16 protein-coding genes and 1 pseudogene are annotated in these 16065 nt (G+C 61.3%); 9 read left to right on the forward strand and 8 right to left on the reverse strand.

The annotated features are described in order from the left end of the window. The 4 genes from BMY45_RS04520 to BMY45_RS04535 are packed head-to-tail and all read right to left on the reverse strand — an operon-like array spanning position 1 to position 2999. A complete protein-coding gene (locus tag BMY45_RS04520) occupies positions 1-723 on the reverse strand; it encodes a DUF484 family protein (RefSeq protein WP_092395072.1) in 723 nt (240 codons plus the stop codon). A gap of 13 nt (positions 724-736) precedes the next feature. Continuing rightward, positions 737-1567: a diaminopimelate epimerase gene (gene dapF, locus BMY45_RS04525; RefSeq protein WP_092395075.1), complete on the reverse strand. Its 831-nt coding sequence runs from the start codon at positions 1565-1567 to the stop codon at positions 737-739. A gap of 4 nt (positions 1568-1571) precedes the next feature. After that, positions 1572-2819 carry a diaminopimelate decarboxylase gene (gene lysA, locus BMY45_RS04530; RefSeq protein ID WP_092395078.1) on the reverse strand — a complete coding sequence of 416 codons (1248 nt, stop codon included), beginning with the start codon at positions 2817-2819 and terminating at the stop codon, positions 1572-1574. 9 nt (positions 2820-2828) lie between these two features. Beyond that, positions 2829-2999, reverse strand: a complete 171-nt coding sequence (locus tag BMY45_RS04535; RefSeq protein ID WP_047226132.1) for an LPS translocon maturation chaperone LptM — start codon at positions 2997-2999, stop codon at positions 2829-2831. 202 nt (positions 3000-3201) lie between these two features. On the opposite strand from BMY45_RS04535, the gene cyaY reads away from it, so the two are divergent. The 3 genes from cyaY to rnk all read left to right on the forward strand — a co-directional run bounded on the left by cyaY (position 3202) and on the right by rnk (position 4386). Then, the gene (gene cyaY, locus BMY45_RS04540) at positions 3202-3534 is read left to right on the forward strand and encodes an iron donor protein CyaY (protein ID WP_092395081.1); all 333 of its coding nucleotides are present in this window, start codon (positions 3202-3204) and stop codon (positions 3532-3534) included. Between the two features lie 4 nt (positions 3535-3538). Next, a complete protein-coding gene (locus BMY45_RS04545; RefSeq protein ID WP_092395084.1) occupies positions 3539-3754 on the forward strand; it encodes a DUF1289 domain-containing protein in 216 nt (71 codons plus the stop codon). 221 nt (positions 3755-3975) lie between these two features. Then, positions 3976-4386, forward strand: coding sequence for a nucleoside diphosphate kinase regulator (rnk, locus tag BMY45_RS04550; protein WP_047226129.1), 411 nt, complete (start codon positions 3976-3978; stop codon positions 4384-4386). A 5-nt stretch (positions 4387-4391) separates the two neighbouring features. Here rnk and BMY45_RS04555 read toward each other — a convergent pair whose 3' ends face one another. The 3 genes from BMY45_RS04555 to BMY45_RS04565 form a co-directional block, all read right to left on the reverse strand. Beyond that, positions 4392-7235, reverse strand: coding sequence for a class I adenylate cyclase (locus BMY45_RS04555; protein WP_092395087.1), 2844 nt, complete (start codon positions 7233-7235; stop codon positions 4392-4394). 179 nt (positions 7236-7414) lie between these two features. Beyond that, positions 7415-7663 carry a TIGR02647 family protein gene (locus BMY45_RS04560; RefSeq protein WP_047226127.1) on the reverse strand — a complete coding sequence of 83 codons (249 nt, stop codon included), beginning with the start codon at positions 7661-7663 and terminating at the stop codon, positions 7415-7417. A 279-nt stretch (positions 7664-7942) separates the two neighbouring features. Then, the gene (locus BMY45_RS04565; protein ID WP_092395090.1) at positions 7943-8227 is read right to left on the reverse strand and encodes a hypothetical protein; all 285 of its coding nucleotides are present in this window, start codon (positions 8225-8227) and stop codon (positions 7943-7945) included. A 124-nt stretch (positions 8228-8351) separates the two neighbouring features. Between BMY45_RS04565 and BMY45_RS04570 the strand changes: the two genes are divergently transcribed. After that, positions 8352-9011, forward strand: coding sequence for a glutathione S-transferase family protein (locus tag BMY45_RS04570; protein ID WP_092395093.1), 660 nt, complete (start codon positions 8352-8354; stop codon positions 9009-9011). Between the two features lie 129 nt (positions 9012-9140). Here the strand turns inward: BMY45_RS04570 and argH are convergent, their stop codons facing one another. After that, entirely contained in the window at positions 9141-10535 is a 1395-nt protein-coding gene (gene argH / locus BMY45_RS04575) for an argininosuccinate lyase (RefSeq protein ID WP_092395096.1), read from the reverse strand. Between the two features lie 458 nt (positions 10536-10993). Between argH and BMY45_RS04585 the strand changes: the two genes are divergently transcribed. The 5 genes and pseudogenes from BMY45_RS04585 (at position 10994) to BMY45_RS04600 (ending at position 15981) form a co-directional block, all read left to right on the forward strand. Next, complete coding sequence (locus tag BMY45_RS04585) at positions 10994-11740, forward strand: LytR/AlgR family response regulator transcription factor (RefSeq protein WP_092395102.1); 747 nt, start codon at positions 10994-10996, stop codon at positions 11738-11740. Positions 11741-11885: 145 nt separating this feature from the next. Beyond that, positions 11886-12827 carry a hydroxymethylbilane synthase gene (gene hemC, locus BMY45_RS04590; RefSeq protein ID WP_092395105.1) on the forward strand — a complete coding sequence of 314 codons (942 nt, stop codon included), beginning with the start codon at positions 11886-11888 and terminating at the stop codon, positions 12825-12827. Then, a pseudogene (locus BMY45_RS28315) lies at positions 12824-13570 on the forward strand (uroporphyrinogen-III synthase); the annotation flags it as partial. The gene hemC and the pseudogene BMY45_RS28315, both read left to right, overlap by 4 nt. Positions 13571-13606: 36 nt before the next feature. Beyond that, the gene (locus BMY45_RS28320) at positions 13607-14737 is read left to right on the forward strand and encodes a uroporphyrinogen-III C-methyltransferase (protein ID WP_256573627.1); all 1131 of its coding nucleotides are present in this window, start codon (positions 13607-13609) and stop codon (positions 14735-14737) included. Then, positions 14734-15981, forward strand: coding sequence for a heme biosynthesis protein HemY (locus BMY45_RS04600; protein WP_092395111.1), 1248 nt, complete (start codon positions 14734-14736; stop codon positions 15979-15981). The genes BMY45_RS28320 and BMY45_RS04600 overlap by 4 nt, the downstream gene beginning before the upstream one ends. The last annotated feature ends 84 nt before the right edge of the window (positions 15982-16065 follow it).

Below are 16065 nucleotides of genomic sequence, written 5' to 3' on the forward strand. Positions count from 1 at the left end.
TCAGCGTACCGAGCGCAGCGAACCAGTCATGCGCGGCAGGACCCGGCCGGTGACTTCGGCGATGTAGCTTAAAAACAACGTGCCCACCGAGCTCTTGTAGTGTTGCGGATCGCGACTGGCAATGGCCAGCACGCCATGTACGCCCTGGTGGGCGATGGCGACGACAGCAGTGGAGCCGATCTGCTTGCGCTGTTCTTCGCCGAAGAGGAAGTCCAGCTCATGTTCGCGCAGGCTGCCGCTGACGCTCTTGTTTTCCGTGAGCAAGCCGCCGATGGCTGTCTGTGCGTCGGCGTGGGTGACCCAGCGCCCCACTGGCATGGCGTTATCGCCAAACAGGATCAGGCTGACAAAAGGCACCTGGAAATCCTGACGCAGACTGTCTTCGACACTCATCACCAGGTCTTCAAGGGTGTTGGCATCCATTAGCGCCAGGATCAAGCGACGGGTCTTGTCGAAGAGCCGATCGTTATCCCGGGCTACGTCCATCAGGTGCGAAAGGCGATGACGCATGTCGATGTTGCGCTCGCGCAGAATCTTCATCTGATGCTCGACCAGCGACACGGTATCGCCGCGGCGGTGGGGGATGCGCATTGTCGCCAGCAGTTCTTCATGCTCGACGAAGAAGTCCGGGTGAGCCTCCAGGTACGCAGCCACGGCTGCGGCGTCCGGATGACTGGGGGATTCGTCGGGCTGCGGGGCTGGAACCTGTGGCTTGTCGGTCATGGGTTTGACTCACTCAAAGACGAACTTGTCCTTCGTATACGCGTACTGCCGGGCCGGTCATCAGCACCGGTTGGCCGGGGCCTGCCCATTCGATGGACAAGCGTCCGCCGGGCAGGTCGATCAGCAAAGGTGAATCCATCCATCCCTGACTGATCGCGGCGACGGCCGCTGCGCAGGCGCCGGTGCCGCAAGCCTGGGTTTCCCCGGCACCGCGTTCCCAGACGCGCAATTGCGCACGGTGGCGATCGATGACCTGCAGGAAACCGACATTCACCCGCGCGGGAAAGCGCGGATGATTTTCGATCTTCGGCCCCAGCTCATGCACTGGCGCGCTGTTGATATCGCTGACTCGCAAGACGGCATGGGGGTTGCCCATGGATACTGCCGCCAGTTCCACCGTGGTGCCGTCGACCTCCAACTGATAGCTCAAGGCCTGGGCCGGCGCTTGGAACGGGATGTCCTTCGGTGCCAGGCGCGGGGCGCCCATGTTGACGCCGATCTGGCCGTCGTTGCGCACATCCAGTTCGATGATGCCGCTTTTAGTCTCGACGCGAATCTGCCGTTTGGCGGTCAGGCGCTTGTCCAGCACGAAGCGGGCGAAGCAGCGGGCGCCGTTGCCGCACTGCTCGACTTCCGAACCATCGGCGTTGAAAATCCTGTAGCGGAAGTCCACGTCCGGGTTGTTGGGCGCCTCGACGATCAGCAACTGATCGAAACCGATACCGGTGTGCCGGTCGCCCCATTGTTTGGCATGCTTGGGCAGGATGTGCGCGTGCTGGCTGACCAGGTCGAGGACCATGAAGTCGTTGCCCAGGCCGTGCATCTTGGTAAAACGCAGCAGCATGGTTTTACTCCGGCAGCAGGCTTTCGCCGGCAAACAACTCGGCTACCGTCTCGCGGCGACGCACTTCAAACGCCTGATCACCGTCCACCAACACCTCGGCGCAGCGGCCGCGAGTGTTGTAGTTGGAACTCATGACAAACCCGTAGGCCCCGGCCGAATGCACAGCCAGCAGATCGCCTTCTTCCAGCGCCAGCTCCCGGCCCTTGGCCAGGAAGTCGCCGGTTTCGCAGATAGGGCCGACAATATCGTAGCTGCGGGCGGCGGTATCACGAGGACGCACCGCAGTGACGTCCATCCAGGCCTGGTACAGCGCCGGGCGGATCAGGTCGTTCATCGCCGCATCGACGATGGCGAAATCCTTGTGCTCGGTGTGCTTGAGGTATTCGACCCGGGTCAACAGCACACCGGCATTGGCAACGATGTAGCGGCCCGGCTCGAACATCAGGGCCAGGTCGCGACCGTCGAGGCGTTCACGCACAGCCTTGATGTAGTCGGCCACCAGTGGCGGCTCTTCGTCGCGGTAGCGCACGCCGACGCCGCCGCCCAGGTCGATGTGGCGCAGGTAGATGCCGCAGTCGCCGAGGCGGTCAACCAGCGCCAGCAGGCGGTCAAGGGCATCGATGAAAGGTTCTAGGGTGGTCAGTTGCGAGCCGATGTGGCAATCCACACCCAGCACTTCCAGGTTCGGCAGTTGGGCCGCGCGTACGTACACATCCTCGGCGTCGGCAATGGCGATGCCGAACTTGTTTTCTTTGAGACCGGTGGAAATGTACGGGTGCGTGCCGGCGTCAACGTCCGGGTTCACGCGCAAAGAGATCGGCGCGCGGACACCCATTTCGGCGGCGACCAGTTGCAGGCGCTCCAGCTCATCGGTCGATTCGACGTTGAAGCAGTGCACCCCCACTTCCAGGGCGCGGCGCATGTCTTCACGGGTCTTGCCGACGCCGGAAAAAACGATCTTGTCGGCGCTGCCGCCGGCGGCCAGCACGCGTTCGAGCTCACCACCGGAAACGATGTCAAAGCCGGCGCCCAGGCGTGCCAGGACGTTGAGCACACCGAGGTTGGAGTTGGCTTTTACGGCGAAACACACCAGGTGCGGCATGCCGGCCAGAGCATCGGCGAAGGCCAGATACTGGGCTTCGATGTGTGCACGGGAATAAACGTAGGTTGGCGTGCCGAAACGTTCCGCGAGCGCGGACAAGGCAACTCCTTCCGCGAACAGCTCCCCGCCACGGTAGTTAAAAGCGTCCATGGCGTTCCCTTAATAAGTGGTGTGGGTATCGTGCGCGTGGGACTTGGATTGCGACGATTTGGCCTGTTCTTCAGGGGATTTGCTGTCGTCGGGCAGGTACAGCGGACCTTTTTGACCACAGGCTGTCACAAGGCAAGCAACCGCGACGAGCGCAGCAAGGGAAGAGATCAGGCGCTTCATGGCGAAATCCTTGAAAATGCGTTAATTGCGCCGGAGTATACCGGCCACCCGGCAGCTTGCCTATGCAACGGGGTTCCCGTCCGGCGCCGGGGGGCTTTTCCCAAGGCCGGCTGTCGTCGGTCGGTATATCCTTTGCAATCGCTGGGAAGCGTCCGTATCTTGCGGCGCTTGAGCATGAGCAGACATTTTCGAGGTTGCCGCAATGAGTTTGACTGAAGCCCGTTTCCACGATCTGGTCGATGCGACCCAGCAAACGCTGGAGGATGTATTCGACGAAAGCGAGCTGGACATCGACCTAGAAAGCTCCGCCGGGGTGCTGACCGTCAAGTTCGAAAACGGCAGCCAGTTGATTTTCAGCCGCCAGGAGCCGTTGCGCCAGTTGTGGCTGGCAGCGGTGTCCGGCGGTTTCCACTTCGACTACAACGAGGAAAGCGAGCGCTGGATGTGCGACAAGAGCGAAGAGCAACTGGGTGAGATGCTCGAGCGCATCGTCATGCAGCAGGCCGGGGTGGGACTGGATTTCGAAGGCCTTTGACAGCGTGAGCCAGAACACCCCGGCGCGGCCGGCCAAGCCGCTCTACAGCAACGTCAGCCCCGCCGTGCCGTCGCCTTGCACTGGCGTGTGCAAACTCGATGAGCAGAAAGTCTGCCTCGGCTGTTTCCGACATGTGGAAGATATTCGCCAATGGCGTTCGGCCGATGATGAGCGCAGGCGGGTGATCTGTGCCCAAGCGCTCAAGCGTAGATCCCCGTAGAAGTTGCCGAGGGCTCCGGCCGCGTTCGGATCTTTTGATCTTGACCTTGGGGCTTTCGTTTAAGACTCAATTGCCTGGGGCAAGATCGCAGCCTCGTTGCACTCGTCAGCTCCTACTGATAGTGTCCAGATACGCCTCAACTCATCGAGGCCCGTGAAACCCCGTCTTTTTGTGGCGGGGTTTTGCTTTTTTCGTGCAGAACAAAGGAGTCTGCCTGAATCATGACCGTACCTTCCATCACCCTTACACGTCTGGACGTACAACGTCTGGAGCGCCTGATCGATAGCCTTGATGAAACGCTGCCGGGCGTGATTGCGTTGCAAACCGAACTGGATCGTGCCGACACCGTGGTAGGCCACGATGAAGTGCCCGCCGATGTCGTGACCATGAATTCGCGTGTGCACTGCCGCGAAGAAAGCAGCGGCAAGGACTATCACCTGACCCTGGTTTATCCACAGGACGCGAATGCCGACGAAGGCAAGATCTCCATCCTTGCCCCGGTAGGCAGCGCACTGTTGGGCCTGAAGGTTGGCCAGCACATCGACTGGCCGGCGCCGGGCGGCAAGACGCTGAAACTGACGTTGCTGGCCGTGGAATACCAGCCGGAAGCGGGCGGCGATTTCCACCTCTAAGCGCATCAGACCAAGGCCAGCGCCTCGTTCAGGGCGCGTTCCAGGTCAGCCTTGTAGCGCAGGTACAAATTACTTGAGCAGGCCCCATCACCCACAAGACCCGAGAGATCCAGGTCGGTGATGTAGCAGCGATAGCGTTCGGCCTCACGGCGCTGTTCGACGATCTCCCTGGCGACCACGCGGAACAACTGGTCGCCATGTTCCAACTCCGAAAATTCCCGCTGATCGCAATACAGGGTGACGTGCACCTGCCCATGGGTGGCTTTGCCGATGATTGCCTGCACGTCATAGAACGGCTTGTTCACTGGCGTTTGCGGTGCTTGCCGCGCCTCGATCCGCCGTGCCCGCCCGCTGCCCGAGGGCAGGAGCTGGTAGTACAGGGTTTCCAGGGGCAGTGGCTGGGTGGCATCCATCGGCAGTAACGCGTCGCGGCGGTACAGCACCGATTGCAAGAAGCGCTGCAATGGCACCAGCAGGCTGTGGTCGTCGTGATAGGGCAAGCGCTGTTGCCACAGGGCATTGAGCTCATCGAGCACGTACAGCTCAGCGTCGTCCTCGTTGACCCGGTAGAACACCTGAATGCACTCGGGCTGCCCCATGGGCAGGATCAGCGCCAGGTCATGGTCCTCCAGAGCCATCGGGTCCAGGTGCAGCGGGCTGTAGGCCGTCAGCTCCTCGCCCAGGTAATCCATCAGCGCCGACAGGCTGCCCAGGACCACGTGATTGACCTGGCCCGGCACCAGCTCCAGTACGTGGTAGTGCTGCTGGACCTGGAGCAGATAGCGGTGGTTGAGCCTGCTTAGTAATAAGGTCTGCGCCGTTTCGATGACTTCCTCGACCCGGCGGGCAATGAACTGCGCGCGGTTGTGGCAGAAACAGCGTACCTGCAAACGCGGCTGGCGCTGCGTCACGGGCAAGTCGTTGAGGTAATCGCGCAGACAGTCGAGCAGGGCATGCTCGCCGTCGAAGCGGTTGACCAACACTTCGTTCCAACTGTTGAGCGTGACCTGGTCCAGGGTCAGCACCAGGTTCTCCCGAACCCCGGCGTAGCTCAGGGAGTCCGTGCGCTCGGTGGTCATCAGGATATTGAGGTCGCGATGATGCTTGAGCGGATCGACGCCGACGTTAACCAGTATCAGCACTTCGCTGGGCACGCTGGCGCGCAACAGCTGTTCTTCATCTACCGTGCTCAGCGGCAGGGCGATGGACTGTTGCAGGCTGCCCAGCAGGTTGAACAGTTCGAACTCACTCAGGTCGCTGCTACCAGGGTGCAGCGCCAGGCGCGTACTGCTGTCGATCACACCGTTGCGATGGCACCAGGTCAGCAACTCCAGCAACTCGCGGCAGCGTTTGATCGGTGCGAAGTTTTCCCACTCCAGGGCGTTGAGGCTGCCGTTGTACAGGCCCCACTGGTTCTGCCCAGGTTCTTTCTTGTTCGGTGACTGCACCAGCGTCAGGGTGTCTTCGGCCAGGTCCGGGGCAATGCCGGGGTTGATGAACTCGACTTTGTCGGCCTTGCGCTCGAATGCGGCATACAACCGCCGGCCCAGGACGTTGAGGTCGCGCCTGTTGATCAGGCTGACGGTTTTTTCGGTGCGGGCGAACTGGGTCAGGAAGCGGTAGCTGTAGGTCAGTTCGTTGACCAGCGCACGCCGTTCGTTGCTGACCTGACGCACTTTCCACTGGCTGCGGCTGTCCAGCAGCGCCAGTTGCCGTGGGTCCCAGCCCCATTCCCGGGCCAGACGCTCAAGCAGAACCCGTTGCCAGCCGGAGCTGCGCCCCTGGCCGGTCAGCTTGCGATTGACCTTCAGGTAAAGCGCCCTTCGCACCAGTTCCAGGCGTTCGGATTCACCCCGGGCGTTGAGGTATTCCTCGATGCGACGGTAAACCACCATGTATGGATCGAGCTCTTCCAGGTCCAGGCGGTTGGCGAACACCGCCTGTTTGAAGCGCAGGCTCAGGCAGCGAACGTTCGGGTGTTCGCTGGCGTAGACTTCGATCAATAGCAGCTTGAGCACTGATTTGTAGGGCGACTCGATGCCCTTGAACAATTGCCAGAGGCCGGCGCCGATGAATTCTCCCGGCGGGATATAGGCCAGGTGCCCCAGGTTGAGCGTTTCATCGGCGCGGATGAAGCGTTTGGAAATCAGCGTGTGGGTGTACTGCTCATAGTTTTCTTCTTCATACACCGGCACCAGCCACCAGATCGGCGTGCGTCCGGCCAGCCAGATCGCCGTGCGGTAGAACTCGTCCAGCAGCAGGTAATGCTGGGTTGTACCGCAATCGTCGGAACTGAGCTGAGTGTCCCGATCGCCGCGGACAAAGCGTGCCGGGTCGATCAGGAAAAAATGCGCTTCAGCGCCCTGGGTCGCCGCCCAGGTTTCCAGCAGCAGACATTTTTTGCGCAATTCGGCCAGTTCGTCCTCGCTCAGGTCCGGACCATGGCAGACCCACACATCCATGTCGCTTTGATCCGCTTGGGCGAGGGTGCCGAGGCTGCCCATCAAAAACAGACCCAGAATCGGTCGTGGCGGATTGCTGCCGTGGCGCGGCTTGTAGGAGAACGAGCGGGTCAGCCGCTGGGCTTCAGCGAGGACGCTGGCGTCGGGCTCGTAGTTGGACAGCCCGGCAGGTGTGCTGCCCGAGACATAGCCGGGCAGTAGCGGGTGGTTGACGTGGAAAAACAACGGCAGCAGCGTCAGTACGCTTTGCTGGCGGGTCGACAGACCTTCCAGGGCGCGATCCATCCGTACGCTGTTGAGCTTGAGAAAACGTGCGCGCAACTGGCTCAGGACCTTGCGGTCGATTCCCTCGTCCAGATCGGGGCGTATTTCGTGATTGCGGGTCATGTCAGCTCAAACCGGCTCGCGGCGTCGAACGTGGGAGATCACAGGTGGTGGCAGTTTAGCGCCCGAACCCCGGATTTCTTAAGCTGAAAGTATGTTTTTGACGTCAGAATTTTTACACAGTGCGCCAGGGCGCCTGCGGAAACCTCGATGAAGGAGATTTCCGTGGGCGACGGGAGGAATCAGGCGGCTTCTTTTACGACGTTGAGAATGGTCAGCAGGCTTTGCACATGCTCGGCGGCATCCCGGCCCAGGCTGGTCAGGTAACCACCGTCGGACTGGGTTATCAGGTCTTTTTCGAACAGGCGTTTGGCGGCAGCGATGGCAGAGGGGGCAGCGGTCTGATGGATTTTCAGGCCTTCCTGGGAACTGTCCAGGTTGAAGAGTGCAAGGATTTCCAGTTCGGCAACCAGCTCAGGGGTAAGCGACATAAGGACTCCAGACTTTCTAGGAATTTGGTCGACAGCGTCACTAAAGTGAGCGCACTCGGCCGAGCTGTCCAGTGTCAGCGTCATGCTTTTTTTATTTTGGAGGGGGCAGAGCCACCCTGATCGGTGATGGCCGGTGCAGGCAAGCCCCTGTGGCGAGGGGATTTATCCCCGTTGGACTGCGCAGCAGGCCCAGAAACCACATATCACTACTCTTTTGGGCCGCTTCGCAGCCCAGCGGGGATAAATCCCCTCGCCACAGGAGCAACTTCGCCTCACGGTTTAGTTCTTTTCCGGCGGCAACTCGGGAAGAGCGCGCAACGCCGTTTCGTACCACTGGGTATCGAACGCTCGGTCCTCTTCCAGGATCGCGTCAATTTCCACTGCCAGCACATGGGCCATCAGGTTGAGAATTTCTTCGCGCTCGTAACCCACCAGGGTCAATTTATTGAAAATGGCCTTGGCCGCTGGTGGGTTGTCATTTTCGATCTGGTTTTCGATGGCCTGGATCAGCGTGTTCTCGACGAACTCTTCTTCGTCGTTGTCGATATCGGTTGGCTCGCTCATGGCAGGCTCCTTGGAGAAAGGTTGCCAGTTTACCCGCATTCAGCGCAGTGATGCGTCTGGCAGGAAACGGCTCGACGGTCTATAACGCAAGGCTGCCAACCCCGCACGGCCTGGAGGCTTTGTCATGCTCAAGCTTTATGGTTTTTCCGTCAGCAATTATTACAACATGGTCAAGCTGGCGCTGCTGGAGAAGGGCTTGCCCTTCGAAGAGGTGCCGTTCTACGGCGCTCAGACCCCCGATGTGCTGGCCATCAGTCCGCGGGGCAAGGTGCCGGTGCTCAAGACCGAGCAAGGTTTTATCAACGAAACCAGCGTGATCCTCGAATACATCGAGCAAACCCAACCCGGTAAAGCCCTGCTGCCCAGCGAGCCGTTCGAGCGTGCCCAGGTGCTGGCTTTGTGCAGGGAGATTGAGCTGTACATCGAGCTGCCGGGGCGGGCCTGCTACGCCGAGGCGTTTTTCGGCATGTCGGTACCTGATGCCATCAAGGAAAAGTCCAAGGCCGAATTACTGCTGGGGTTCGCCTCGCTCGGCCGTCACGGCAAATTCTCGCCCTACGTGGCGGGTGAAAGTCTGAGCCTGGCTGATCTGTATTTCCTCTACAGCGTATCGCTGGCGTGCCAGGTGGGCCGGAAGGTGTTCGATATCGACTTGCTGGCGGATATGCCGGCGGCCAAGGGGCTGATGGAGCGACTGGAGCAGAACCCGCACGTGCAGCGGATTGCGGCCGACAAGGAGGCAGAGATGCCAGCGTTTTTGGCGATGATTGCTGCCAAGAAGTGAGTTTTTTGGTGTTTTGAAGTGAGTCATCGCGAGCAGGCTCGCTCCCACATTTGATCTCGATGTGTTCACAAATGTGCGTTCACTGGAGATCCACTGGGGGAGCGAGCCTGCTCGCGATGCTTTCGGCTTTTAGCGGCTGGCGAGCAACGCCTGGCCACGCACCACGGCGGCCTTGACCTGGGCAGGCGCTGTGCCGCCGATGTGGTCGCGGGCATTGACCGAACCTTCCAGAGTCAGCACAGCAAACACGTCCTGCTCGATCTGGTCACTGAACTGGCGTAGTTCGTCCAAGCTCATTTCTGCCAGGTCCTTGCCGTTGTCCACGCCGTACTTCACGGCATGGCCGACGATTTCGTGGCAGTCACGAAACGGCAGGCCACGGCGTACGAGGTAATCAGCGAGGTCGGTGGCGGTGGAGAAGCCGCGCAAGGCCGCTTCGCGCATCACTGCATGCTTGGGCTTGATCGCCGGGATCATGTCGGCAAAGGCCCGCAGCGAATCACGCAGAGTGTCGGCGGCGTCGAACAGCGGCTCCTTGTCTTCCTGGTTGTCCTTGTTGTAGGCCAGCGGCTGGCCTTTCATCAGGGTCAGCAGACCCATCAGCGCGCCGAACACCCGACCACTCTTGCCGCGTACCAGCTCCGGTACGTCGGGGTTTTTCTTTTGCGGCATGATCGAACTGCCGGTGCAGAAGCGATCAGGCAGGTCAATGAACTGGAATTGCGCGCTGGTCCACAGCACCAGTTCTTCGGAGAAGCGCGACAGGTGCATCATCGCAATGCTCGCGGCGGCGCAGAATTCGATGGCGAAATCGCGGTCCGAAACGTTATCCAGCGAGTTGCCGCCCACGGCGTCGAAACCCAGCAACTGTGCGGTGTATTCACGATCGATAGGGTACGTGGTGCCGGCCAGCGCGGCGCTGCCCAGGGGCATGCGGTTGGTGCGCTTGCGGCAGTCCACCAGGCGCTCGTAGTCGCGGCTGAGCATTTCGAACCAGGCCAGCATGTGATGCCCAAACGTTACAGGTTGAGCGGTTTGCAAGTGCGTGAAGCCCGGCATGATGCTCTCGGCTTCGCGCTCGGCCTGTTCCAGCAAGCCTTTTTGCAGGCGGGTGATTTCGCCCAGGATCAGGTCAATTTCATCGCGCAGCCACAGGCGAATGTCGGTGGCCACCTGGTCGTTCCGGCTGCGGCCGGTGTGCAGTTTCTTGCCGGTCACGCCGATGCGATCGGTCAGGCGCGCTTCAATGTTCATGTGCACGTCTTCGAGATCAACGCGCCAGTCGAACTGGCCGGCCTCGATTTCAGTCTGGATGGTCTTCAGGCCATCGATGATGCTGTCGCGCTCGGCATCGGTCAGTACGCCGACCTTGGCCAGCATGGTGGCGTGGGCGATCGAGCCCATGATGTCGTGGCGATACAGGCGCTGGTCGAAGTTGACGGAGGCGGTGAAGCGGGCGACGAAGGCGTCGACGGGTTCACTGAAGCGGCCGCCCCAGGACTGATTGGTCTTGTCAGTGCTCATGAATTCGCTCGTGATCGGCTGTGGAAAAAGTAGCGGTTAAGGCTGCGGCGGATGATAGCAGGGTTGCCGGGACTGGCGCTGGCACTGGTCGGCAGGTTTTTTGCGCACCTCCCGAGTTTTTAATGGGGTTTTCGCACAACGATATTTTCCGATTGAGCAATATCGGCGCGGCAACCGTCTACAGTGGACTGTAGGACTTTTACTTTTTCATCCACGGAGCATTGGACGAATAGAAGAGGGGGGCTCGTATTGGTCAGATGGAGTGTTAACAATTCCTACGACGACGCCGTGCGACAACAGGCCTCGAGCATCGATCGGCAGGCGCGGGTAAAGATAGACAACCGCCTCGCGGCACTTTTTGGCCCTCGAACGAGTCTTAGCGTGGATCGCGGTGACGGATGTCACTTCCCCTGTCTACGCTATCCTTGTGCGAGACTCACGCAGGAATCCAGCGCAATATGAATGTCCTGATCGTTGATGACGAACCACTGGCCCGTGAGCGCCTGAGCCGAATGGTTGGCGAACTCGAGGGTTACAGTGTCCTGGAGCCGAGCGCCACCAATGGCGAAGAGGCGTTGGCCCTTATTGACAGCCACAAGCCGGATGTCGTGCTGCTCGACATTCGCATGCCTGGCCTGGACGGTTTGCAGGTCGCGGCGAAGTTGTGCGAGCGCGAGTCACCGCCCGCGGTGGTGTTCTGCACCACTCGGGACGACTTCCCGCCGGAGGTGCTGCAAGCCGGCGCCGTGGGCTATCTGATCAAACCGGTCAGTGCCGAGGCGCTGGTCGAGGCCTTGCGCAAGGCCGAGCGGCCCAACCGCGTGCAACTGGCGGCGTTGACCCGTCCGGCGGCCGAAAGCGGCAGCGGCCCGCGCAGCCACATCAGTGCGCGCACTCGCAAAGGCATCGAACTGATCCCATTGAATCAGGTGGTCTATTTTATCGCCGACCATAAATACGTGACCTTGCGTCACGAGAGCGGCGAGGTGCTGCTGGACGAGCCACTCAAGGCCCTTGAAGACGAGTTCGGTGAACGCTTCGTGCGCATCCACCGCAACGCCTTGGTGGCTCGCGAGCGTATCGAGCGTTTGCAGCGCACACCCCTTGGGCATTTCCAGCTGTTTCTCAAAGGCCTCAATGGCGACGCGCTGATTGTCAGCCGGCGGCACGTGGCCGGTGTGCGCAAGATGATGCAACAGCTTTAGCTTGAGGTTCCAAGGCGTCCAAGCCGTTAGCGCGTTCATTTCCAGGACATTGACGGCCAGGGAGGCCTTGGGGTCGTGATTCAAGTCAAAGCGAATTTGGCTGAGCTGTTATTATCCGCCGTATCTTTTAAGTACGGATTGATCCATGTCCCCTCGCGAGATCCGCATCGCCACCCGTAAAAGTGCCTTGGCCCTCTGGCAGGCCGAATACGTCAAAGCCCGTTTGGAAGAGGCCCATCCCGGCCTGATCGTGACGCTGGTGCCCATGGTCAGTCGCGGCGACAAGCTGCTGGACTCGCCGCTGTCGAAAATCGGCGGCAAGGGTCTGTTCGTCAAGGAGCTGGAAACCGCGCTGCTGGACAACAAAGCCGATATTGCCGTGCACTCGATGAAAGATGTGCCCATGGACTTTCCGGAAGGTCTGGGCCTGTTTTGCATCTGCGAGCGAGAAGATCCACGCGATGCGTTCGTTTCCAATACGTATGCAAGCCTCGACTCGCTGCCCGCCGGGAGCGTGGTCGGCACCTCCAGCCTGCGTCGTCAGGCGCAGTTGCTGACCCGCCGCCCAGACCTGCAGATCCGCTTTCTGCGGGGCAACGTCAACACCCGCCTGGCCAAACTCGATGCCGGTGAGTACGACGCAATTATCCTTGCCGCCGCCGGCCTGATCCGCCTCGGTTTTGAAGATCGCATCACGTCGGCCATCAGCGTCGATGACAGCCTGCCGGCCGGTGGGCAGGGGGCGGTGGGTATCGAATGTCGCAGCGTCGACAGCGAAATCCATGCCCTGCTGGCGCCACTGCATCACGACGACACCGCCACCCGGGTCTTCGCCGAGCGCGCCCTCAACAAACACCTCAATGGCGGTTGCCAAGTGCCGATCGCCTGTTACGCCGTACTCGAAGGCGATCAGGTCTGGTTGCGCGGTCTGGTGGGTGATCCGAACGGTGGCCGACTGCTCAGTGCCGAGGCCCGGGCGCCGCGCCGCGATGCCGAAGCGCTGGGTGTCCGGGTAGCCGAAGACCTGCTCAACCAGGGCGCTGACGACATTCTCAAGAAGGTCTACGGCGAGGCGGGCCACGCGTGACGGGCTGGCGGCTGCTGCTGACCCGGCCGGTTGACGAGTCGTCGGCCCTGGCGGCTGTCCTGGCCGAGGCCGGGGTGTACAGCAGCAGCCTGCCGTTGCTGGATATCGAGCCGGTCCCCCTGTCCGATTCCGGGCGGGCTATCTTTCAAAGTCTGGACCAGTACTGTGCCGTGATTGTGGTCAGCAAGCCTGCTGCACGTTTGTGTGTGGAACTGCTGCGCCAATATTGGCCTCAGCCCCCAGACCAGCCCTGGTTCAGCGTGGGGGCGGCGACCGGGCAGATTCTTATCGATGCCGGCCTCACTGTGTTTTATCCCGACAACGGCGACGACAGCGAAGCCTTGCTGGAGCATCTGGTGTTACGCCAGGCTATCACCCGACCCAATCCCAAGGTTTTGATTGTGCGCGGCGAGGGCGGGCGCGGTTTGCTGGCGGAGCGCTTGCGCGAGCAAGGTGCTAGTGTCGATTATCTGGAACTGTACCGACGCAGCCTGCCGCATTACCGGGAAGGTGAGTTGGCGGCAAGAGTCAAAGCGGAACGCTTGAACGCGCTGGTGGTCAGCAGTGGGCAGAGCTTCGAGCATCTGCAGCGGTTGGCCGGCGACGCATGGCCTGCGTTGGCACGGTTACCGTTGTTCGTTCCAAGCCCAAGGGTTGCTGAGATGGCCCGTGCCGCCGGAGCCCTGACAGTTGTGGATTGCCGTGGCGCCAGTGCCGCGGCTTTGCTGACGGCGTTACGGAATCAGTCCGTGCCGTTTTCTAATGCAAAGGATGGATACGTGAGCGAAACAGCCTTGCCAAAAGATCAAGACCAACCAGCGATCGATACGCCGGTTGAAACCCCGGCTCCGAAGGCGCCGCGTCGCGGCAACGGGCTGGCCATTGTCGCGTTGTTGTTGGGCGCCGCCGGCGTGGCCGTTGGTGGGTGGGGCGTGTGGCAGGTGCGCCATCTGCAAGCCAATAACCAGCAGCAGTCCACCCAGGTTCAGGCGCTCAACGATCAGGCCCAGGCCCTCAAGCTCAACGAGCAACGCCTCAGTGAGCGTCTGGCGCAGTTGCCACCGGCACAAGAGTTGGAAGAGCGTCGGCGTCAGGTCGCCCAGTTGCAGGGTGATCAACAGCGACTGAACCAGCGCCTGGAAACCGTGCTCGGTGCCAGTCGCAAGGACTGGCGCCTGGCCGAAGCCGAACACCTGCTGCGCCTGGCCAGCCTGCGTCTTTCCGCCCTGCAGGACATCAGCAGTGCCCAGGCGCTGGTGCAGGGCGCTGACGAAATCCTGCGCGAGCAAAACGACCCCGGTTCGTTCGCCGCTCGCGAACAACTGGCCAAGACCCTTGCGGCGTTGCGCAGTACCGAGCAGCCGGATCGCACCGGGCTGTTCCTGCAATTGGGTGCCCTGCGTGACCAGGTGCTGCAACTCACCGAGCTGGCGCCCGAATACAAGGACCGTGGTGAATCCCTGCTGGGCCTGACCGCCGACGGCGATGGTGCCAGTCGCTGGGCACAGTGGTGGGACCAGATATCGCGCTATATCCGTATCGATTTCAACGCGGACGAGAATGTCCGTCCGCTCCTGGCCGGGCAGAGTCTGGTGCAGGTGCGCCTGGCCTTGAGCCTGGCCCTGGAGCAGGCGCAATGGGCCGCTCTCAACGGTCAGGCCCCGGTGTACACCCAGGCACTGGCTCAAGCGCAGGACGTGCTCAAGAACAGCTTCAATCAGGACAATCCGCAAAGCAAAGTCATGCTCGAACGCGTGGCCGAGCTGGCCGAACAGCCGGTGACGGTCGTCACGCCGGACCTGACCGGGACCCTGAGCAGCGTTCAGGCCTATCTGGAACGCCGCAACCTGAACGCCGAAGAGTCGGTCAAGCCGCTGGCCAAACCTGATGAGCAGGAGGCCACGCCATGAAACGCCTCTACGTGATTATGTTCGTGGTCATCGCCGTTGCTGCCGTGCTGGGCGTGGCGATCGCCGAACATTCGGGTTACGTGCTGGTGGCTTATAAAAACTTCCGATACGAGGCCGGCCTTTGGGTCACCCTGGCGCTGGTGGCGGTGCTCTGGCTGGTGTGGCGGGGCATGAGCGCCTTGATCGGGCTGGTGACCACCTCCACTGGCGTGGTCAACCCATGGTCGCGACGCAACCGCAGCCGACGGGTGCAGGTGGCAATCGAGCACGGACAATTGGACCTGGCCGAAGGTCGCTGGGCCAGTGCCCAGCGTCACTTGCATCGCGCGGCCGAAGCCGAGCGCCAACCGCTGCTGTACTACCTCGGCGCTGCCCGTGCGGCCAATGAGCAAGGCCTTTACGAACAGTGCGACAGCCTGTTGGAACGTGCCCTCGAACGCCAGCCTCAGGCCGAGCTGGCGATTGCCCTGACGCACGCACAATTGCAGATGGACCGCGGCGACACTGACGGCGCGCTGAGTACGCTGCAAGCCATGCATGATCGCCATCCACATAACGCCCAGACCCTGCGTCAATTGCAACGTCTGCATCAGCAGCGCGGGGATTGGTCGGCGGTGGTTCGGTTGTTGCCGGAGCTGCGCAAGGACAAAGTCCTGCCGCCGGCTGAGCTGGCTGAACTGGAGCGTCGGGCCTGGGGCGAAAACCTCACCCTGGCAGCCCACCGTGACGAAGACGGCAGTGTCGGGTTGCAATCGCTTAACCGTGCCTGGCAACAACTGTCGTCCGCACAACGCCAGGAATCGGCGCTGGTGCTGGCCTATGCCGAGCAACTGCGGCAACTCGGGGCGCAGGCCGAGGCCGAAGAGGTGCTGCGGGCGGCGCTCAAACGTCACTATGACAGTCACCTGGCGCGCCTGTACGGGTTGGTCCGCGGCAATGATCCAGGCCGCCAACTGCAAGCGGCAGAAGGCTGGCTCAAGGATCACCCGAGCGACCCTGGCCTGTTGCTGACGCTGGGCCGCCTGTGCCTGCAAAACAGTTTGTGGGGCAAGGCACGGGATTATCTGGAAAGCAGTTTGCGCCTGCAGCGCAATCCCGAGGCCTGCGCCGAACTGGCGCGATTGTTGGCGCAATTGGGGGATGCCGAGCGCAGCAACCAGCTCTTCCAGGAAGGGTTGGGGTTACTGGATGAGCGCTTGCTGGCCGCGCCGCTGCCGGTCCCGGCTCAGGTCCTGACCACTTGAGAGAGTGAGTCGTTCTTGAGGGTTGTATGAATCATTGTGGCGAGGGAGCAAGCTCCCTCGCCACGTGTTTATTGACGCCCCTAA

Origin of the sequence: Pseudomonas sp. NFACC39-1, from assembly GCF_900110355.1 — a bacterium.
GTDB classification, from domain to species: Bacteria; Pseudomonadota; Gammaproteobacteria; order Pseudomonadales; family Pseudomonadaceae; genus Aquipseudomonas; species Aquipseudomonas tehranensis.

Coding starts and splice junctions, on each gene's coding strand:
- BMY45_RS04565 (WP_092395090.1), bottom strand. CDS start 8,227: ATGAGCGAGCCAACCGATATCGACAACGACGAAGAAGAGTTCGTCGAG.
- BMY45_RS04570 (WP_092395093.1), top strand. CDS start 8,352: ATGCTCAAGCTTTATGGTTTTTCCGTCAGCAATTATTACAACATGGTC.
- BMY45_RS04560 (WP_047226127.1), bottom strand. CDS start 7,663: ATGTCGCTTACCCCTGAGCTGGTTGCCGAACTGGAAATCCTTGCACTC.
- BMY45_RS04600 (WP_092395111.1), top strand. CDS start 14,734: ATGAAACGCCTCTACGTGATTATGTTCGTGGTCATCGCCGTTGCTGCC.
- cyaY (WP_092395081.1), top strand. CDS start 3,202: ATGAGTTTGACTGAAGCCCGTTTCCACGATCTGGTCGATGCGACCCAG.
- BMY45_RS04535 (WP_047226132.1), bottom strand. CDS start 2,999: ATGAAGCGCCTGATCTCTTCCCTTGCTGCGCTCGTCGCGGTTGCTTGC.
- BMY45_RS04585 (WP_092395102.1), top strand. CDS start 10,994: ATGAATGTCCTGATCGTTGATGACGAACCACTGGCCCGTGAGCGCCTG.
- BMY45_RS04520 (WP_092395072.1), bottom strand. CDS start 723: ATGACCGACAAGCCACAGGTTCCAGCCCCGCAGCCCGACGAATCCCCC.
- BMY45_RS04555 (WP_092395087.1), bottom strand. CDS start 7,235: ATGACCCGCAATCACGAAATACGCCCCGATCTGGACGAGGGAATCGAC.
- lysA (WP_092395078.1), bottom strand. CDS start 2,819: ATGGACGCTTTTAACTACCGTGGCGGGGAGCTGTTCGCGGAAGGAGTT.
- dapF (WP_092395075.1), bottom strand. CDS start 1,567: ATGCTGCTGCGTTTTACCAAGATGCACGGCCTGGGCAACGACTTCATG.
- hemC (WP_092395105.1), top strand. CDS start 11,886: ATGTCCCCTCGCGAGATCCGCATCGCCACCCGTAAAAGTGCCTTGGCC.
- rnk (WP_047226129.1), top strand. CDS start 3,976: ATGACCGTACCTTCCATCACCCTTACACGTCTGGACGTACAACGTCTG.
- argH (WP_092395096.1), bottom strand. CDS start 10,535: ATGAGCACTGACAAGACCAATCAGTCCTGGGGCGGCCGCTTCAGTGAA.